Source organism: Ignavibacterium sp., assembly GCF_025998815.1.
Classification (GTDB): domain Bacteria; phylum Bacteroidota; class Ignavibacteria; order Ignavibacteriales; family Ignavibacteriaceae; genus Ignavibacterium.
The window spans coordinates 303,048-323,840 of sequence record NZ_AP026678.1; the positions used below are offsets into that span (position 1 = coordinate 303,048).

A 20,793-nucleotide genomic window follows, 5' to 3' on the forward strand; every position below is an offset into this window, starting at 1 on the left:
TTAGTGCCAACTAAATGAATTACCTTGAGATACTCTCACTCATTTCTGCTTCAGCTGCTGTGAAGAACTTGGATGAATTCGATTACTTCGTCCGACTTGCTCTGCAAAAAAGAATTTCAAAAATCAAAATATATGAAGCGCTGCTTCAGAATTATCTGTTCTGTGGTTTCCCGAATGCATTGTTTTTTCTGAAAAGGTTTCATCATCTGTCGGGATATAAGCCAAAAAAAATCTCCTCTTTGAATACCAATCGTTTAAAGGAAAAGGGAATTAAAACAAGCAAAAAGATTTATGGAGATAAACTGGAAAAGCTGATTTCAAATGTGAAAAAATTCTCACCGGAACTATCTGAATGGCTGATTATTGAAGGATACGGAAAAGTTATCAGTCGTTCTGCTCTAAAAATTAAGGAAAGGGAAGCTTGTATAATATCAGTTCTTACGACACAAATGTTTGAAGAGCAGCTTATATCTCATCTATATGGTGGATTAAGAAATGGATTAAAGATTACACAGATTAGAAAAATAATCTCAAACCTTTCTGAAATCAGTTGTGAGAAAGAAAAAGAATTCGGTTTGAATGTTTTGAATAAAATCAAACAAAAATAGCCCGCCTGAATACTTTTTTAACTCTCTGATATCTTCAAATGGTAACTTCATTTCTTAGGTAAATTAGATTGAAAGGAATTTGTCATTCCTGTTTCACGGTTTATCGGATGAGGAATGTAAAACTGAATTGTTGAATGCCTGAATTGGATAATTGCCACGCTCTTCAGAGCGTGGAAAAAGTAAACTCTAATAATATGGACTTTAGTCTAGATACTTTCTATTGTTTATTGGGCTAAAGCCCGGTGTTTTTTCTGGAATTATATTTTCACCGGCATAAATGCCGGTGCAATTAGAATTAATAACAAATGAACCAATTTGTTTATCCAACTTTACTTGCCTTTAGACAAATAAAAATTTTGAAAATAATATTGAAATAAAACAATAATTTTTTTAAGTTCAATCAGACAAAAAAAGAATTCCTTTGCACGGAATAAAACAAAATATTTTTCCTGCTGCTGTAAATCCTCCCCAACAACAAGTTAAACCAAAATTGCTTGATCAGGTAAGGAATGTAATGAGGGTAAATCACTACAGCAAAAAGACAGAAGAAGCATATATAAACTGGATAAAAAGATTTATTTTATTCCATAATAAGCGTCATCCAATAGATATGGGCGCTGAAGAAATTAAGTCATTCATTAATAACCTCGTAACTAATTATCATGTCTCATCCGCTACGCAAAATCAGGCATTGCAGGGAATATTGTTTCTTTACAAAAACATTTTAAATAAAGATGTTGGCTGGATTGAAAATATTAAACACTCAACAAGAGTAAAACACCTGCCTGTTGTTTTATCCAAAAGAGAGGTTGCTAGAGTATTTGATAATCTTGAAGGAACTAATAAACTGATTGTTTCATTACTTTATGGCAGTGGTTTAAGATTATCCGAAGCCTTAAAGCTAAGAATAAAGGATATTGATTTCGACTATAAGCAAATATTAGTCAGGGATGGTAAAGGTGAGAAAGACAGACACACAATTCTTCCCGATTCTGTAATTTCGGAATTAAAGAAACATTTAAATAAAGTTTACTTAAAACACAAAGATGATTTAAAGAATGGAAAAGGCGAAACAATCCTTCCTTATGCATTAAAGAAAAAATATCCGAATGCAGGCAAGGAGTTTGGATGGCAGTATGCATTTCCTGCGGATAAATTCATAAAAGATAATGATAGTGGTTTAATAACCAGATGGCACATTCACGAAAGTACTGTACAGCGTGCAGTAAAAGATGCTGTTAAAAAGAGTGGTATAACGAAGCCAGCCAGTCCGCATACTTTCCGGCATTCATTTGCTACACATTTACTTGAAAATGGTTATGATATTAGAACGATTCAGGAACTACTTGGACATAGTTCTGTAAAAACAACAATGATTTATACCCATGTTTTAAATAGAGGGCTGGGAGTTAAGAGTCCATTAGACTGAATAGGATTGGGATGATAGATATGCAAAGGATATTTTTAAATAGTTACTTTACGAACAAAAAACAAAGATATTGGAACGTAGACCTGCAGCTGCACGCATATCTACGTTCCCTAACTAATAATTCTGTGCAGTATAAGTAATAGTTATACTTACTCAGAAAGAAAAAAGGTAACGGTGATGAAACAACAAAAAAAATTTTATTCAACGGGTTTTATATAAAATATAGAATTAAAGATTATAATAATTTTCAAAAAATAACGAGGAACAAATGAAAAATATACTTTTCGTTCTTATAAGTGTATTTATTATTAATGAACTTGCTTTTTGTCAAGAGGCATTATTTTCAAGGCGTTATGATTCAGATAAAAAACCGAATTTGCTCTATAATACATTTATAAATGATTTTGAACATAACGACCTTGGGCACTGGTTTGGAGTTAGATTTGGTACTCAAACTAAACCTAGTGATTTAAAAGATAATTGGAAATTTTATGAATGGTGGGCTTTAACAACTTTATATGAATATCGCTTCAACAGAACATTTTCTCTTTTTACTGGACTTAATTTATTCAATAATAAATACTATAAAAATCAAATAGAAGGTTATATCGAGCCTGGGATAAAATTAAGACACCATTTATTAAATCAACTACGGCTAACAGCTGATGTTGGCATTGCTTTGGGGCGTATTAATCCAAGCGGAATCGATTTACCAATAGGTCTGGGTTTAGAATTAGATATCAGTAAAAGTTTTATTATAAGCATAAATGCTAAAACTTTTATAATTCCAGATTATGGTTATTGGCTAAGTGCTGGTATTAATTACAAACTTTTCGATTATTAAAATTAGAATTGGAGAATCAAATGAACAACAAAATCTATAAATACATTTTATTATCATTTTTCTTTTTGAACTCACTGGTATACGCCCATAAAGAGTGGGTTCATCAACATCAAGTTAGACAAGCTTATCTTTTATTAAAACAACAATTAGGTTTCGATGTTGCAATATTACAAAACCATTTGGGATTTAACCACAATGGGGAAGGCCCTGGGCCATTTTTAGGATGTAGTATCGTACAAGGTGCTTGGGAAGAAGATTTATATGATCCTGTTTGGGAGGTTGGTGGATTAATGTTAGGTCCTTGGAGTTATTGTGGATGGGACGCTTCTTCAACTCATTTTTGGAATGCTGATGCGGGGGACAACTCTACTATAAATATTCCTTCAGATTTAAACGATTGTCCTTTACCTGGTGGGGAAATTCCAAATGCATATTGGAAAGCAATGCATTACATTTATGGCGGTTGGGTAATAAAATGGAAACCACAAAATGGTTATACTTTTACTGCTTCAAACGGACATACTTATAGATTTGAAAAGCAAGTATTAGAGTATCCAATGGTAGTTACATTTTATTATAATTCTTTGGTTGACCTTTATAAAAATGGTAACATAGTCTTTGTACAGTATCCTAAATCTAACTTTAGAATATATAATGTTACATTAAAAAAATATGTCTCGATAAGTGGAAATTTTCCAATCCCAGCCGGGATGAGAAATCTTTTCGTCTGGGAAATATTGGGTAGGACTGCTCATTTATTAGGAGATATGTCAGTACCTGCTCACGTTAAAAATGATGTACATCCCTGTCACGTTCAAATTCCACTTAATTCTAATGGAACTATCTATAATGAGGGCGACACTTATGAACTTCATATAGGTGGTCTAGTCGGCGGCAGCAATCCTAACTGTAATGATCCTCAGTCAATTTTTCCAGCACAAAATGTCACGTGGGCTGATGCATTAAATCAAGGCGGTTTCATAAACGTCTTTGGTAAAGAAAACCCGATTCGTTATTTATTCTATACAACTAATCAATTAGCTGACCATTTTGGTAGTCTATCTACAAAAGAAAACCCCAGCTTTGATCCTCAACGTTGGTATCCTGGTGACAATAATTATTCTGTTCAGTTTGGAAATGATTATTATTCAGAATTTCAACAATTAATTAACACTATGGGCTCACCTGTTACTAATATCAGTGATTTTCCTCCTAGCATTGATGCGACAACCAATACTGCATTCGTCTATGGTATCAGAGCAATCGCTGGTTTATTCCATTGGTTTGCTAAAGAATGTGATATTTTATACGCACCAGTCGTTGCACCAATAATTGCCAATTTCACTCAATCACCAAATCCATTATATCGTGGCAATAGCGGGTCGGTAACTTGTAATCTTTCACAAGGAAATGGCAGCTTGAATTTTAATTGGTCAATCGTTTCTGGTAACACCGGTTTTTCAATTTCAAATACAAATTCTCAAACTGTTTCCCTTCATTACAGTAGTACAGATGCAATTGAGAAATCAATTACAGAAAATATTTCATCTCCGAAAGAGACGCCAATAGAAGGGCCAACCGGCGCAGTACTTAAATGCAAAGTTTGGAATAGTGCCGGCAATGATTCGGCAAATGTTTTTATAAATCTTGCAACAACACCGCACGGCTGTCCGTTTGTTTATACGTGGAACGGAGAAACCTGGGTTGAGGACAATAACATCTTACCTCAAAGTCAAGACCCGGATTTACTTGGACAAGATGTAACAGATTTCTATCAGCTCTACACAAAACCAATTTTAGATGAAGGGAAATACTATCTTGCAGTTGGCGAGTTTGAAGAAGAAATATCTTACCTAGACCAACTGAAGCTGCTTGTAGTTGACCATCCTCAAGAAACATTTATAACAGTTGATGACAACGGAGAAATAATTCAATTTGCAAAACCGGCATATTTTGCAAACGCACAACTTGATTCGATTGATGTTTACAAAAAACTTATTGGATTAGACAGCATAAAAGCAGAAGTAAGCATAGACGACACATTAAGTCTATCGTTTGAAGATGTCAGCGTAGGAACAGAGAAATGGTTACTGGTAATAGGTCAACAACAACCGATTTACAAAGACAAAATATCTGGAAGTATTCTGGGCGGCGTTAAGGAAAACACAGCAGAATTTTCATCATTCCGGTTAAGGAAGAATCCAACCTATCAATGGATTTTAGTGCCTGATGGAAATTCAAGTTCTTTGCAAGTAGATATAGCATTCCAGAGCGAAGCAGAAATAGATTATACAGAACTAAGTCATAAACTTGAATTGCCCTTTACGGTTTATACTCCACAACTTTTATATGCAGAGCATTCAACATTTGGAGATGTAACAAGTCTGCTGAACCAAATCGATGAACAATATTCCATTCTTAATACTGACGAAATGATCACCTTAGAATACTCAGCACCGCCAATAAATGAAGGAATGGAAAGGACATTTATATTTGTTTCAAGCGGCAGATACGAGAGATTAGAAAACAGAATGTTAGCAAAAGGTAAAAGCGATATTGCAAACAAATATCAACTAACATCGAATACTGAAAACTCAAATATTGTTTACGAATATGGATTAGGTCAGAACTATCCGAATCCATTTAATCCAGTAACAACAATTAGTTATCAAATAAAAGAGCAAGGATTAGTTCAGTTGAAAGTGTATAATCTATTAGGTCAAGAAATCGTAACGCTTGTAAATGATGTTCAAAGCTCTGGAATTTATGAATCATTATTTGATGCAAGTAATCTTCCTTCGGGTGTTTATATCTACTCATTAAGAGTGAATGATTTTGTTCAAAATAACAAAATGACTCTATTGAAGTGAACCGTTACAAAAATATAGGGCAAGTAGAAATGCTTGCCCTAAAATTTTAGAGCGTAAGTATAACCCGCCAATCAAGCGGACGCCTTTTTTCGCACTTGGCATTTCAGTAATTATTGGCTTTGTTCTCCCGTGTATTGGTTATTGTTCAAAGTAGTTCTTTTAAGTAAAAATATTAATAAGTAAAAAGTTGTTGATATTGTTCGGCATCCTTGTTCTGGGGCGCCGCTTATCGGCTACGCCGTTATACTTACTCAGAAAGAGGAAGGGTAACGGTGATGGAACAACAAAAAAACTTTTATTCAACTGGTTTCGTTTAATAAACGCATTTACAAAATTTAACCTATTAAAAATTAAGAGGTCTTTATGAAAAAATTTCAAATTATATTTTCTTTAATCTTATCTATTCTTTTCACAAGCTGTGTTGACAATACTATTCCAATCGACGATGATATTTGGATTAGTAATGTTTTACCAAACCCTGCTAATATCAACGACACAGTAACAGTAGTCATTGATGCTTTGGGAACTGGTAGAAGCATTGGCCCGATTGATTCATTGAGTCAAATTTCGTTAATTCTAACTGCTGGTAAGATTTTCCAAGAACAAAAAGTGACTGGTTATAGAATTGGCAATCGTATTCTCGGTGATTTTCGTTACTATAATTTTTTGGACACGCTTCGCGGCACTCAATTTATCCAATTCGCAGTTACAGATAGTACACTGACAAGCAGTAAAGTGAATGTGGGGTTGAAAGACTATCTTATTAAAAGTGATATCGTTCTTACGATAAATAAATAATCTACTTGGGAGTAAAAAATGAAAAAACTTATCTTATTCATAATAATAATTGCCACATATTCTTCGTTAGCACAGAACAATAAATATATACTCAGAACAAACAACATCATTGATTTAACAGAATATAAACAGTCAGATTATTTCTTTGATATAACAAAATTAGTTAACGAGGATTCTTCAAAATTATTGACTAATTCAATTCATCTTTTTGAATTAAATAAATTCTTAAAAGAATATAGAATTAAATCACTTCGAAAATTTATAAGGAGACTGCCAGACGACCTTCAAACTCTTAAAACAGATAATGGAACAGAGCTACCGCTTACTGAACTGCAAAGAACATTTATAATCGAGACTGAATCAGTTCTAAATGAAACTGAGCTACAAGCACTTAAGGAAAATAGTACAATAATTCAAAATATTGACAAATTAGTTCCAATTGAAGTTGATGCCTGGCCTCCAAATGATCCACGCTATATTTATCAACCACAATTTTATAACTCAACTTACAATATAGATTTACCTCGCGCCTGGAATTATTCTTCTGGTAATTCTGGAGTTAAAATAGGCATTGTTGATCACGGTATAGATTATTATCACGAAGATTTAGGCAATGGCTTTGGTCAAGGTTATCGCATTCGAGGCGGATACGATTTTAAGGATAACGATGGTAATCCAAAACCTGAATATTCTGATGAAACACACGGAACACCTATCGCTGGAATTGTTGGAGCAGTAAATTGGAATGGCACTGGTGTGATTGGTATTGCCGGCGGGTCTTCATCAGATATAAATTCCGGTTGTCAAATATTTTCGTTCAGAGTAACATCAAGTGAAACAAGCAATGGTAAGAGACTTTTAGATCGTGAATTAATTGCAGAAGCAGTTTTTGAAGCAGCTACTGTACCAGAAATCAATAATGGTTTTGGCTATGGTGTTCATGTTATAAATTGTAGTTTTGGTGGTGACAGTCCAACATATTGGTCTTGGGGTTCACTTTCTGCACAGAGCTATTACTATTCATTTTGGTGGGCTTGGGCTAATAATGTTACAGTAGTTGCTGCGAGAGGTAATACTCCTAATCCAACTGAGATACGCTATCCAGCCGACTTTTCTAATGGTAATGCATTAATATGTGTATCTGGTGTCGACTATGCTGGTAATTTAGATCCTGGGAGCAAATATGGTAATAATGTTACGATTGCTTCACCCTATTATTTGCAAGAAACTACTCATAATAATAATTCATATAATTATTTTAACGGCACTTCAAATGCAACCCCCATAGTAGCTGGTGTAGCCGCTTTAGTTCGTTCTAAGTTACGTGAAAAAGGCGTGTTATATCCTTATAGTGATGATATACGCGAAATAATTAAAATTAGTGCAATATCTAAGAACGATCCAGAAAAATACGGTGCTGGTTTAGTAGACGCTGGTCAAGCGCTATATCTTACAGATAAATTTTTACTTACACATACAGTAGCTTCAAAAAATAGAAGTGTTGTGAATGTGTCAAATCCACCGACTGATAAAATTGCTTTTTATTATCCCTATGGACTATACATTGTTCAAGAAACAAAAAAAATAACCGGAACAATTGAAGTTCCAACTACTTATAATATAGATAGCACTTGGGTTTGGGCAAACAGCGGCACAAATGGATTTATTTGGCAAAATCCTTCATATGGTACAACGAATGCAACTTTTGTAAACAAATCCGGGCGTGATTGGATATTTGAAACTTATTGCTATAAGTTGGTTAGTTTATCTGGTTATAGTACTTTCTGGTATCCATATGATCCAAATCAAGCTCAAATAAGAGTTTCCATTTTTGGTAAATACACACCTGTCGTTGCACCAATCATTTCCAATTTCACGCAATCTCCAAATCCATTATATCGCGGTAATAGCGGTTCCGTAACTTGTAATCTTTCACAAGGTAATGGCAACTTAAATTATAATTGGTCAATCGTTTCAGGTAACACTGGGTTTTCAATTTCAAATACAAATTCTCAAACTGTTTCAATTCATTATAGTAATACAGATGCAATTGAGAAAACAATTACAGAAAATATTTCTTCCCCTAAAGAGACCCCAATTGAAGGGCCAACCGGCGCAGTACTCAAATGTAAAGTGTGGAATAGTGCTGGGACTGATTCGGCAAATGTGTTTATAAATCTTGCAACAACACCACACGGCTGTCCGTTTGTTTATACGTGGAACGGAGAAACCTGGGTTGAGGACAATAACATCTTACCTCAAAGTCAAGCCCCGGATTTACTTGGACAAGATGTAACTGACTTTTATCAACTCTATACAAAACCACTTCTTGAGGATGATAAATACTACCTTGCAATTGGAGAATTTGAAGAAGAAATTTCTTACTTAGACCAATTAAAACTGCTTGTAGTTGACCATCCTCAAGAAACATTTATCACAGTGGATGACGAAGGCGAAATAATTCAGTTTGCAAAACCAGCATATTTTGCAAACGCACAACTTGATTCGATTGATGTTTACAAAAAACTTATTGGATTAGACAGCATAAAAGCAGAAGTAAGCATAGACGACACATTAAGTCTATCGTTTGAAGATGTCAGCGTAGGAACAGAGAAATGGTTACTGGTAATAGGTCAACAACAACCGATTTACAAAGACAAAATATCTGGAAGTATTCTGGGCGGCGTTAAGGAAAACACAGCAGAATTTTCATCATTCCGGTTAAGGAAGAATCCAACCTATCAATGGATTTTAGTGCCTGATGGAAATTCAAGTTCTTTGCAAGTAGATATAGCATTCCAGAGCGAAGCAGAAATAGATTATACAGAACTAAGTCATAAACTTGAATTGCTCTTTACGGTTTATACTCCACAACTTTTATATGCAGAGCATTCAACATTTGGAGATGTAACAAGTCTATTGAATCAGATAGACGAACAATATTCAGTACTCAATACAGATGAGATGATAACCTTAGAGTACTCAGCACCACCAATAAATGAAGGAATGGAAAGAACATTTATATTCGTATCAAGAGGAAGATACGAGCGATTAGAAAATAAAATGTTAGCCAAAGGTAAACCACAAATCGAAAATAAAAATCAACAAACAACTTCAACTGAAAATACAAATATTGTTTATGAGTATGGATTAAGTCAGAACTATCCGAATCCGTTTAATCCGGTAACTACAATTAATTATCAAATAAAAGAACAAGGTTTAGTTCAATTGAAAGTATATAATTTATTAGGTCAAGAAATAGTAACACTTGTAAATGAATTTCAAAGTTCTGGTATTTATGAGACATTATTCGATGCAAGTAATTTGCCAAGTGGCGTTTACATCTACTCATTAAGAGTGAATGATTTTATTCAGAATAACAAAATGACATTGTTGAAATAAAACCGTTACAAAAAATTAGGGCAAGTAATTTTTTTACTTGCCCTTAAATAGTAGAAGTAAGTATAACCCGCCAATCAAGCGGACGCCGTTTTCGCATTCGGCATTAGCTTAATTGTAGGCAGTGTTACTTCCGTGTTTAGTTTCTTGTTCAAGTTTGTTCAGCAAAGAAATTTTATCTGTATATAAAAAGTTGCTGGTATTGTTCCGCGTTCCTGTTCTGGGGCGCCGCTTATCGGCAACGCCGTTATACTTACTCTTTAGATGTATTTTGGAAGGGACTATTATTTGTATTATTAATTAAATAAAAAAATAGATTTATTCTTTCACTGATTATGAAAGGAAATTAATTATGAAAAATATTTTATTGGAATGCGTAATAATTTTTTGTTTGCCATTTTACATTTCCTTTGCACAAGAACCTCTAAGTTATTTCCCTCATAGCGTTGGAAATAGATGGGACTATAACTACTGGAATGGCAATACTCAGTTTTACACAACTACTGTCACTCGAGATTCACTTTCTCAAGATGGAAGTAAATATCTTTTTTATGACAATGAAAACGAACCAAGATATAAAGTTGATTCTTCATATAATGTTTTTCGAAGCCCATACATACATGGGAATGATTATTTGATTTACAAATTGTACGCTGATTCAGGGGATGCTTGGTTTAATCCTGCATTTGCTGAATGGGCTTGGGTAGCAAGGATAGACACAGATTATGTGTTTTCAAATTTAACAACCATAAAGGTATATCAATATGGACCGGCACACCCGGATTCAACACCATTCCCTTATATTCTCAGGGAACGTTGGCTTGCAAGTGGTTTTGGTTTAATTTACGAATGGGAAGAACCCTGGTACTTTTACTCTCTTAAAGGATGCATAGTTGAGGGTGATACTTTTGGAATTATTACAAATGTAGAATTAAAAGTATATGAAAATCCAATAGATTTTGTAATAAAGCAGAACTATCCTAACCCCTTTAATCCCAGTACAACAATAGAATTTATACTACCGGAAGAAGCTGAAATAAATCTGAGTATCTATGATATGCTTGGGAGGCAAGTATCAATAATTTATGAAGGTATAAAAGAAGCCGGTAATCACAGATATTATTGGAACGCTTCGGGATTATCGAGCGGGATATACTTTTGCAGGTTAAATGCTTATGGAGGATTAAAAACTATCAAAATGTTATTAACTAAATAATCAGATTGGAAAAAACGGAAGCTGTAGTTGCGTACAGCTTCCGCAGCTTTTATTAAAGGATGGGCAAAACAAATTAACGCGTTTGTCCAAGCCCTTCCAAGTAGCAGTACAAATATGGGCAAACGCAACCTTTATATCAATTTAATTATTGGAGGTTGTTATGTATATAATCCTTAACAAAATTCTCAAAGTTTTAAAAACTTTGAATTACCTGTTACTCTTTGCATTTCTTACAATTCAAATTTTTCCTCAAACATATTCTGACATTGACTGTGGAATGACAGGATTTGGCGAAAGTACAGTGGCATCTCAAAAAGGAGGGAAATGGATGACCGCCCGTGACACGCTTAAAGTTCTAATCGTCTTCGTACAGTTTCCAGATGATGCTTATGATACTACTTTTACTCTCTGGCCAACAAATCCTGTATCAGAGATTTATCCGGGTCCGACATTTCTAAAAACTTATATTGATTCAACCACATCACAAATGTCAACAAATGGAAATCTCACCCATTATTTCCGTGAAATGTCTGTCGGTCAATTCACTATAATCGGTAAAACAAGATTTGTAGTAACACCACATACGTATCAATATTATCTTAATAATGGCTGGTTGCGTTGGAATATTAATATGGAAGTTTTGCAACAATTGGATGCAACTCTAGATTTTGCTGAATTTGACAAATGGAAGAGATACGGCGAATATGATGTACGTAAAGAATCTGATGGAAGAGTTGATGATATCTTTATGATTTATCGTAATGTACCAAATATGTCTTCGTTATTCTTTTATGGTGGAGAATCTTCATTGGGATATCCACAAACAGGAGAACCACTCGAATTTTTTGTTGATGGAGGATTAAGAAAAATTGGAAGTGGTCATCCCGCAGTTTCTTCTTCTTACCCCGGAATGGGTACAACTTCAGTTATGGGAGGTACGATTCCATATCAGGTTCAGGTACACGAGTTTAGTCATCATTGGATGACAGATGGTCAATACTATGGTCACAGCGGTAATGGATTCTGGGGAATGCTGAGTGATTGGGGTTGTCGATTAAATAGTCAAGGATATTGTCCACCCAATTCTTATGAACGTGAATTAATCGGTTGGAATGCACCTGATAGTATTTATCAAACGACGTTGGGTATTACGCTAACGGATTACGTTCAAACAAATAGGTCAGTAAAAATAAAAGTGCCTGGTAGTAATCCGAATGAATTTTTTAGGTTAGAGTATCACTTGAAGTTATCTCAGTTCGACAATCCTGAAGTACACGATCCGAATGCAAAAGGACTTTATTTAATTCATCAAACAGGTAATACAAATCCTTTCAGCCAATTAAGACTAACACCGGCAGACGGTTGTTGGTACTGGACAGCAGATACTATTGTTCATCCACCCTACTATCCAAGTGGGCTCGCAGTTTATTAAAGAGCGCAAATAGATCGAGTGCAGGGTTCAGATGACTCAAGATTAACTCCATTTACCTGGGTTGGTCCTCCACCTCCACCGCCTCCAAGTATTCCAAATCCAAGTAATATCCACTTTTATCGAGATATATTTACTAATCAAGTAATAGAAAAAACAATCTTCCTTGGTGATGGAAACGATGCATTTGGTTTTTCGAAGAATAATCCAATTACCCCATTTAGTAATCCGAACACTCAGAATAATCTAAAACAAACAACATGGCTATCTATTGAAATTGTGAATGAAAATAGTCAAACAGGAACTATTACATTTAATGTGTACTACGACAGTACGTCAGCTGTTTCATTACAACCTTCAAAACCTTACCTAAGTTGGTACCATCCAGGTGAGGGACCGATTCAACTAGGCTGGATTTATTTAGGCTGGGGAGCTGATCTTTTTGATGGTTATCCAGTTGAACCAGACATCACTTGGTCAGAACTCCAAAGAAAAATTGGATCCGGTTCATGGACGACAGTATATTCCGGGCCAAATCGTGTGTGGTCAGATGGAAGCGTTAACTATAACCCGAATGGAAGTATTCCAGTTTACTTCAGGGTAAGGGTAAGAGATAGCCAATACAAATGGTCTCTGTGGTCAGACTTATTTAATACAAAGATGTTAAAAAATATTCCATATGCAGAAAAAATAAAAGGAGATTATTCCTCAAATAATAAACCATTGGTCTATTTATTAGAACAAAATTTTCCGAACCCTTTCAATCCTACAACGAGCATTAATTATCATATAAAAGAGAAAGGATTCGTTTCTTTGAAAGTCTATGATATGCTTGGTAGAGAGGTTGCAAATATTATAAACGAAACACAGGATGAAGGAAAATATTCTGTTTCGTTCAATGCAAGTAATCTTCCTTCGGGTGTTTATATTTACTCATTGCGCGTAAATGATTTCGTTCAAAATAACAAGATGACATTGCTGAAATAGACCGTTACAAAAAATAAGGGCAAGCTGTTAAGGTTTGCCCTTTAAATTTAAGTACGTAAGTATAACAAGCTGCTCAACACCGACCGCCATTTCGATGTGGCAGTTTACTGATTATCGGCATAGTTAAAGTATGCGGGTTTGTTGTTCGGCAGTGTTCAGTAAAATAAGTTTTAAATAATTACCTGCCTGCCGGCAGGCAGGTTGGTATTGTGTTTCTAACTTAGCTGTCTGCTCTGGGCGGCGGGTTAGCAGCCACTCCGTTATATAGCAAAAACAATATTATTAAACATTAAAGGAGGTGGTTATGTCTAATTTTATTCCAGATTGTTTTTGGACTTATAATTGTGGAGCAAGAGATTATGATTTCTTTGCCACTTGGGGAAATTTAACTGTTCAAAGAAACAATTTTCAATATATGCGAATAACACTTTATTATTGGAATGAAATTGATGGTTGGAAAACCAAATCAGAAACTTTTATTCCCACAAATCCTCCAACTTCTGATCCTTTGACCTTTTTTGCCCAATTATCTCTCAGTTGGTGTAAGGGTATTCAAAATTGTTATCAAGCATATTTGGGGAAGAGCTATAAATTCAACACTTTAGTTGAAATTATTTATGGAGGAAATGGTCAGCAACTGGTTATTGATGAGTATTTTTACGATAGTAATTCAGTTTCTACTAACCTTAAGTATTGTAAAACTGATCCATTCTATGATGAAACGCATCCCTCGTGCACTAATGAATTGCCTAATTGTTAGAGTATGAAAGGAGTAGATATGAAAAAGTTATTATTCACCATATTGATTATATCATTGAACTTCTACGCCCAAACGCATCTTAATAAAAATTGGGTATTATTTAACAAAGATAATTCACCATTACTTTCTAATTGTATTAATGCACTTTTTGAAGATGATGATAATGGATATTGGATTAGTTCTGTCGGAGAAAATAATAGAGGATACCTTCAATTTTTCAACGATGACTTATGGCAAACATTTGATTCAATCAACTCACCATTAAATACATCTGTTATAATAACAGATATAACCCAAACCGCTGATGGCAAAATGCTATTTGGAACTGTAACTAATGGCTTATATATAAAGGATAATGGTGATTGGGATAGTATTAATACGAGCAATTCACCATTGCCTGATAATTTTATTTATAGAGTGACTGTAGATAAGCTTAATCGCTATTGGTTAGGTATTCCAAATTATTGTGTTGCAGTTTATGATAATGGTAATTGGACATTCTATAACAATCAGAATTCTTTTAATGGAATTGAAGACCTGAATTTTATTAAAGTCGATAGCTTGGGTTATATATGGATCGGAACTGATTACTATGGGCTATATTATTATGACAGTGCTAGTTGGATTAAATCAATAAGCGGGCAGTTCAGTGGAGGACCAGCTCAAGCAATTGTAGGATTGTCAATTGATTCTGAAAATAGAAAATGGATAACAATTAATGAACGAGGAGGTGGAACCAAAATTGCAAAAAGCGTTACCGACACATCATTTATTTACTATGATAGCACTAACATTGGTTTTTCATTCTCACTCTTATCGTATGATGGTGTTGTTATAGATCAAAATAATACTAAATACTTTGGGACTACAAATGGTTTGTTAAAATACGATGATATGAGTTGGCAGATATTTGATACTTCAAATTCCCCAATCCCTTCTAATTGGTTTAATAAAGGTATAATAGATTCAAAAAACAATATAGTTTATGTTCTTTCATCGTTTTATCCACCTGCTCAAAACTACGGTTTAATTTTTTATAATCAAGATAGTGTAATAGTTACTTCTATTGAAAATAGTACTCATTTTGTGAATACTTATTATATTTCACAGAATTATCCAAATCCATTTAATCCAGTAACAAAAATTAAATTTTCAATTCCAAAATCAGATATAGTTAAAATTGGAGTTTATGATGTACTCGGGAAAGAAATACAAACATTACTAAATGCGTATAAAACAACCGCAAGCTATGAAGTTGATTTTGATGCAAGTAGTTTACCAAGTGGAGTTTATTTTTATAGAATGATCAGCGGAAGTTATGTAGAAACAAAAAAGATGATCCTCCTTCGTTAAAACTTCGGCGGACAAGTATTGCTTAAGATGAAGAACGCCATATAACAAGCCAATCAAGCGTATGCCGTCCGTCAGCTGACGGGTCGCATTTGGCATTTATGAAATTATTGGCGTGGTTAATCCGTGCAAAGCTTTTTGTGTAAAGTCATTATGTTAGATAAAATTTTTAATAACTAAAAAGTTGTTGGTATTGTTCGGCATTGCTGTTCTGGGGCGCCGCTTATCGGCAACACCGTTAAGATATCTTCATCTCTTTCTTTTATAATTTTAATGCAGTCTTAAATCAAAAAATGAAAATATCCGTATGTCGACACAATAGTTATTATCAACTCTGTATAAACATTTCTTTCTAAAACTTTTCTTTAGGTGATTCCCATATTTTCTTTTATGGTTTGCTTTTATGAAAAGCTGAAGTTTATATTTCGAAAGTCAAATTTCAGGAAACTTTTTGTTTCAAACCTTTTTCATTGACGAACAACTAAATATTCAAAAATTCGAAAAAATATGAAATTATTACTCGCTTTTTTACTAACACTTCAAATATCAGTGCTCTCCCAATCTGTTTCTGAAAAATATTCTTCCGCTATGAATGCTTTTCATTTAGGTCAATATGCCGAAGCATCATTGTTATTTGAGGAATTTTTTGACGAATATAAAATTGTTGATGAAGTTTATGCTTCAGCAAAGTATTATAGTGCAGAATCATTACTTAAATTGGGTAGAAAAAATGAAGCTGCAGTTACCTTTGCTTATCTAACTGATAATTTTCATTGGACTAACTTCCGTCTAGATGCTTTATACAATCTCGGTTTAATTTATTTTAATCTGAAAAAATTTGAAGACGCCAGAACAAGATTTAAACAATTGCTTTATGAATATCCCGAAAGTCAATATACAGGAAGTGCATTATACTGGATAGGCGAGTCATATTCTGCTGAAAACAAAACTGAGGAAGCAATTAAATTTCTTGAAGAAGCAGTAAACGACAAACGCAACAATCGTTTTGCTGATTATTCACTTTATACTCTTGCCAATACTTATGAGCAAAAAGGTGATTACGAAAATGCAGTAAAGTATTACGATCAGCTTTTGAGCTATTATCCGAATTCGAAACTTGCACCGGTTGCTCAGATAAGAATCGGAATGTCATACTTTAAATTAAAAGATTACCAATCATCCATTCTTGAATTGAATAATCCTATTCTGAAAACTTTGCCGGAAGATTTGTACTCGGAAAGTTTATATCTTCTTGCAAATTCCTATTACAGAGTTCAGGAATATCAGAATGCTGAGAAAACATATTCAGAAATTATTCAGAGTTTTCCATCATCAAAATTTTTCAGAACTGCTAATTATGGTTTGGCCTGGTCTTTATTTCAGCAAAAGAAATACAACGATGCATTTCGTGTATTTGATTTTCTTTCACAGGATACTGACTCCATTGCTGAGAAATCTTTTTATTGGAAAGGCGAGTGTAAAAGATATGTCGGCAGAAACGACGAAGCTTTTGCAATTTATAAAAGCTTTATAGATAAATTTCCCAGAAGTCCACTTGTGCAGGAAGTTCAGTATCAAATGGGAGTTTTGTATTACACAGTTAATAATCCCGATTTGGCTTCAAGATATCTGCTGGCTGCTAATTCTTCTCAAAGCGCAGAAGTTCGTGCAAAGTCGTTAACTATGTTAGGTGAAATTGAATTGAACAAAAAACAATTCAAACCTGCAGCAAATTATTTTGAATCAGCATTGGACATTACTTCAGTTTCTGAAGAGACAAAAAACAGAACCAAGCTTGGTTTGGCGATCGCAAAACATCATCTTGGTGAGTATAAAAATTCGCTAAAGCTATTATCGGAAATAGAAGCTTCTGATGCATCTTTCGAAAGTCAGAAAGTTAATTTTTATTTTGCAGAAAATTATTTCGCTGATGGTAAATACAAGGAAGCACTAAATCGCTATAATTATGCTGAGGGTAAAGATGAAAAATTTAATGTTATGGCTTTATATGGTAAAGCTTATTGTTATTTCAATAGTGGTGATTATGAAAATTCGGCTTTAGTGTTTTCAGAGTTTGTCAGGAAATATAAAAATGACACGAGATTTAATGATGCCAGATTGAGACTTGCTGATAGTTACTTCGGAAGTAGAAACTTTGAAGCTGCCAGCAAAATTTATGAAGACATTTTCAGAAGCGGCGCGGGCGACTCTGATAATCCTTACACTAGATACCAATACGCACAAGCATTGTACAAATCGGGTAAAACTGAACAGGCAATTCAGGAGTTCAATAATATTCAGATAAAATTTCCGAACTCTGAGTATGCCGAAGGTTCTTTGTTTACGGTTGGCTGGATTTATTTCCAACGCGGCTCTTATACTGAAGCGATAAGCAAATACAGAGAAATGTTCGTCAAATATCCGAACTCTTCTCTTACTCCAATGATTTATTATTCAATCGGTGATGCATATTTCAATATGGGTAAATATGATTCGGCATTGGTTAATTATGAAAAAGTAATTGCGCAGTATCCGAACTCACCTCAGGTTTTTGATGCAGTAACGGGAATTCAATATACACATCTTGCAAAAGATCAGGTTGATAAAGCAGTTCAGTTCATTGACAATTTTGTTAACAGAAATCCAAATCTTTCTTTTTCTGATCAGGTATTTTTTAAGAAGGGTGAGATATATTACAGTCAGGGAGATTATGAAAAAGCAAAAATTGGTTTTAAAGAATTCATTGTAAGATATACTAACAGCAGACTTGTACCTGATGCTTATTACTGGCTAGGAAAAAGTGCTCAGAATTTAAATCAGAACGATGAAGCATTAATAAACTTTGAAAAGGTTTACAGAGATTTCAGAACAAGTGAATTTGCTGCTTCATCAGTTCTTGAGATGGGGACTATTTACAGGACCTTAAAAGATTATGCTAATGCACTGATAATTTATGAAAGTGGAATCAAAGATTTGCCTAAATCACCTAAAGTTCCCGAAATGCTTTTCAATAAAGGATTGACTTTGGTTGAAATGAATCAACTTCAGGAAGCTTATCAGGTATTTGATAATCTTGCAACAACTTATCCCGAAAATATTTTTGCTGATAAAGCCAGACTTGAATTAGGACTTATTGAACTTTCTGCATCGCGATATGAAAATGCTGATATGTATTTATCTTATCTCGGTAAAGCTCGAACTGATGATATCGGAGCTAAAGCTCAGTACTATTACGGACTTTCTCTTTTCGAACAGAAAAAATATAATGATGCAATAACTGCCTTGCTTCGTGTGAGAAATTTCTTTTCAAGATATGAAGAATGGGTTACAAGGTCATTTCTTTTGTTGGGAGATTGTTATGTTAAAATAAACGACAAACGGAGTGCGGAAGAAATGTATCGCGCTGTTCTTGCTAAATATGCCGGAACACCTTTCGGTAAAGAAGCTCAGGAAAAATTGAGGAAATTAAGATGAGAAAATTCTTTTTAGTAAATATTTTATTCTTCTTTTCATTAACATCAATATTTGCACAGGAAGATAAATCCAAAGTTCCCGGTGTTGAATTACCTGATTTTGTAATTACTGGTAAAGATGTAATTGCTGTTAAGAAATCTGATAAAATTAAACCCGAATTTGTTACAACAATTTCAGAAAATTTTATCAAGCCATCATATTCACCTGAAGAACTTGAGATAAGTGAATTTTCACTTCCTATAAAAAAAGATTTAAGTTTTCTTGACAGCACATTCTTCTACAACGGATATATCGCTGCCGGATTAGGAAGATATTCATTCCCGTTTGTTGATGCATTGTACGGTAAGCCAATCGAGAATGGAATTGTGAGATTAAAATTCTCAGGATTTAATAACAGAGAATATGTTGATAACAGCGACAGATATGGTTTGAAAGTCGGTGCGGATTTGCTCTACTGGACAAACATTGATTCAAGATTTCTTCCCGGAACTCAGATTCATGCAGGCGGAGAATATGGCACAGATGGTTATAAATTTTTTGCATCGGATAATCCGACAGAAAAGCGCTCATTAAACGCCGGTAGAATTAATCTCAATGTAAATAATGAATTTAACCCAAACTTTTTATTTGACTTAACACTTGATGATCAGATTACATCAATTCAACAAGAACCATTTAATGAAAATAATTTAAACCTTAAAGCTCAATCGTTATTAAAATTTTCTTTTCTTAATATTGGAGTTGCTGCGGATTACAGAAATCATTCGATAAAAAATTATCCGGATGTAAAGACAGGAAAAGATATTTTTATCTTCAGACCAACAGCAGGATTTCAGTTTAATAAGGTTGCAAAAGGTTCTTTCGGAGTAACCATCTCGAATTCAGGTGGTGATAAATTTTTTAATCCTTATGCTTCTGTAGCTGTAAGATTATCAGATGCACTGACACTCTTTGGTGAGTATAATTCAATGCCTGAATTTTTTGGTCCGGCTCATTATCTGAAACAGAATATTTATCTTGATGTTGATTCTTTATCGTCAATTTATTTTGAAAAGGGAGTTCAGTATTCTCTTTCTGTTAAATATGAATTCAGCCGCTATTATCAGATTGATGGCGGATTAAAATTCTTTTCAGCAAAAGATTATCCTTACTTTGTTGACTCATATCAGAAAGGAAAATTTGCTTTAGCTAAAACCGATGTAACAAACATTTCGCCTTATGTTAATTTCTTGTTTTATCTTGGTCCTTATGGTGAATTGTACAGCAGTGCAGAAGTGAATATGCTGCAGAATGATTCCGATGATTTTATTCCTTACTCGCCAAAGCTGAAACTTAATGCTATTTACAGTTATAAATTCAGTGAAAATTTTATTGGTTCACTCAGAGCTGATTATTTATCCGGAAGATATGCTGATATTCAGAATAAGATTAAACTCGATGATTATTTTAATCTCGGTGTAGATATGAATTATATTTTCAATGAGCAGTTTGATTTCTTTGCATCATTCAGAAATCTTCTGAACACAAAAAATTATATATGGTATAACTATCAGGAAGTACCGCTTAATTTTCTGTTTGGTGTGAAATATAAATTGTAATTTCATAAATTTTGCCTGAACTATTTCAAAA

General features: G+C 34.0%; 13 protein-coding genes. All 13 read left to right on the forward strand.

The features are described from left to right. Nucleotides 1–14: 14 nt before the first annotated feature. The 13 genes from Q0X14_RS01215 to Q0X14_RS01275 all read left to right on the forward strand — a co-directional run bounded on the left by Q0X14_RS01215 (nucleotide 15) and on the right by Q0X14_RS01275 (nucleotide 20,762). On the forward strand, nucleotides 15–608 hold the full coding sequence (locus tag Q0X14_RS01215) for a carboxymuconolactone decarboxylase family protein (RefSeq protein ID WP_297841351.1): 594 nt from the start codon (nucleotides 15–17) through the stop codon (nucleotides 606–608). Between the two features lie 421 nt (nucleotides 609–1,029). Next, nucleotides 1,030–2,037 carry an integron integrase gene (locus Q0X14_RS01220; protein ID WP_297841354.1) on the forward strand — a complete coding sequence of 336 codons (1,008 nt, stop codon included), beginning with the start codon at nucleotides 1,030–1,032 and terminating at the stop codon, nucleotides 2,035–2,037. A gap of 268 nt (nucleotides 2,038–2,305) precedes the next feature. After that, nucleotides 2,306–2,881 carry a hypothetical protein gene (locus Q0X14_RS01225; RefSeq protein WP_297841357.1) on the forward strand — a complete coding sequence of 192 codons (576 nt, stop codon included), beginning with the start codon at nucleotides 2,306–2,308 and terminating at the stop codon, nucleotides 2,879–2,881. A gap of 20 nt (nucleotides 2,882–2,901) precedes the next feature. Next, nucleotides 2,902–5,751: a T9SS type A sorting domain-containing protein gene (locus tag Q0X14_RS01230; RefSeq protein ID WP_297841360.1), complete on the forward strand. Its 2,850-nt coding sequence runs from the start codon at nucleotides 2,902–2,904 to the stop codon at nucleotides 5,749–5,751. 363 nt (nucleotides 5,752–6,114) lie between these two features. Continuing rightward, nucleotides 6,115–6,549, forward strand: a complete 435-nt coding sequence (locus Q0X14_RS01235; RefSeq protein ID WP_297841363.1) for a hypothetical protein — start codon at nucleotides 6,115–6,117, stop codon at nucleotides 6,547–6,549. 18 nt (nucleotides 6,550–6,567) lie between these two features. Next, nucleotides 6,568–9,951: a S8 family serine peptidase gene (locus Q0X14_RS01240; protein ID WP_297841364.1), complete on the forward strand. Its 3,384-nt coding sequence runs from the start codon at nucleotides 6,568–6,570 to the stop codon at nucleotides 9,949–9,951. A 349-nt stretch (nucleotides 9,952–10,300) separates the two neighbouring features. Further along, nucleotides 10,301–11,164, forward strand: coding sequence for a T9SS type A sorting domain-containing protein (locus Q0X14_RS01245; protein ID WP_297841367.1), 864 nt, complete (start codon nucleotides 10,301–10,303; stop codon nucleotides 11,162–11,164). Nucleotides 11,165–11,324: 160 nt separating this feature from the next. Further along, nucleotides 11,325–12,596, forward strand: a complete 1,272-nt coding sequence (locus Q0X14_RS01250; RefSeq protein WP_297841370.1) for a hypothetical protein — start codon at nucleotides 11,325–11,327, stop codon at nucleotides 12,594–12,596. An 18-nt stretch (nucleotides 12,597–12,614) separates the two neighbouring features. After that, nucleotides 12,615–13,580, forward strand: a complete 966-nt coding sequence (locus tag Q0X14_RS01255) for a T9SS type A sorting domain-containing protein (protein WP_297841372.1) — start codon at nucleotides 12,615–12,617, stop codon at nucleotides 13,578–13,580. A 304-nt stretch (nucleotides 13,581–13,884) separates the two neighbouring features. Continuing rightward, nucleotides 13,885–14,340, forward strand: a complete 456-nt coding sequence (locus tag Q0X14_RS01260; RefSeq protein ID WP_297841374.1) for a hypothetical protein — start codon at nucleotides 13,885–13,887, stop codon at nucleotides 14,338–14,340. A gap of 18 nt (nucleotides 14,341–14,358) precedes the next feature. Beyond that, entirely contained in the window at nucleotides 14,359–15,693 is a 1,335-nt protein-coding gene (locus tag Q0X14_RS01265) for a T9SS type A sorting domain-containing protein (protein ID WP_297841376.1), read from the forward strand. A 504-nt stretch (nucleotides 15,694–16,197) separates the two neighbouring features. Further along, nucleotides 16,198–19,164, forward strand: a complete 2,967-nt coding sequence (locus tag Q0X14_RS01270) for a tetratricopeptide repeat protein (protein ID WP_297841377.1) — start codon at nucleotides 16,198–16,200, stop codon at nucleotides 19,162–19,164. Further along, nucleotides 19,161–20,762: a TonB-dependent receptor gene (locus Q0X14_RS01275; protein ID WP_297841379.1), complete on the forward strand. Its 1,602-nt coding sequence runs from the start codon at nucleotides 19,161–19,163 to the stop codon at nucleotides 20,760–20,762. The genes Q0X14_RS01270 and Q0X14_RS01275 overlap by 4 nt, the downstream gene beginning before the upstream one ends. Nucleotides 20,763–20,793: the final 31 nt, after the last annotated feature.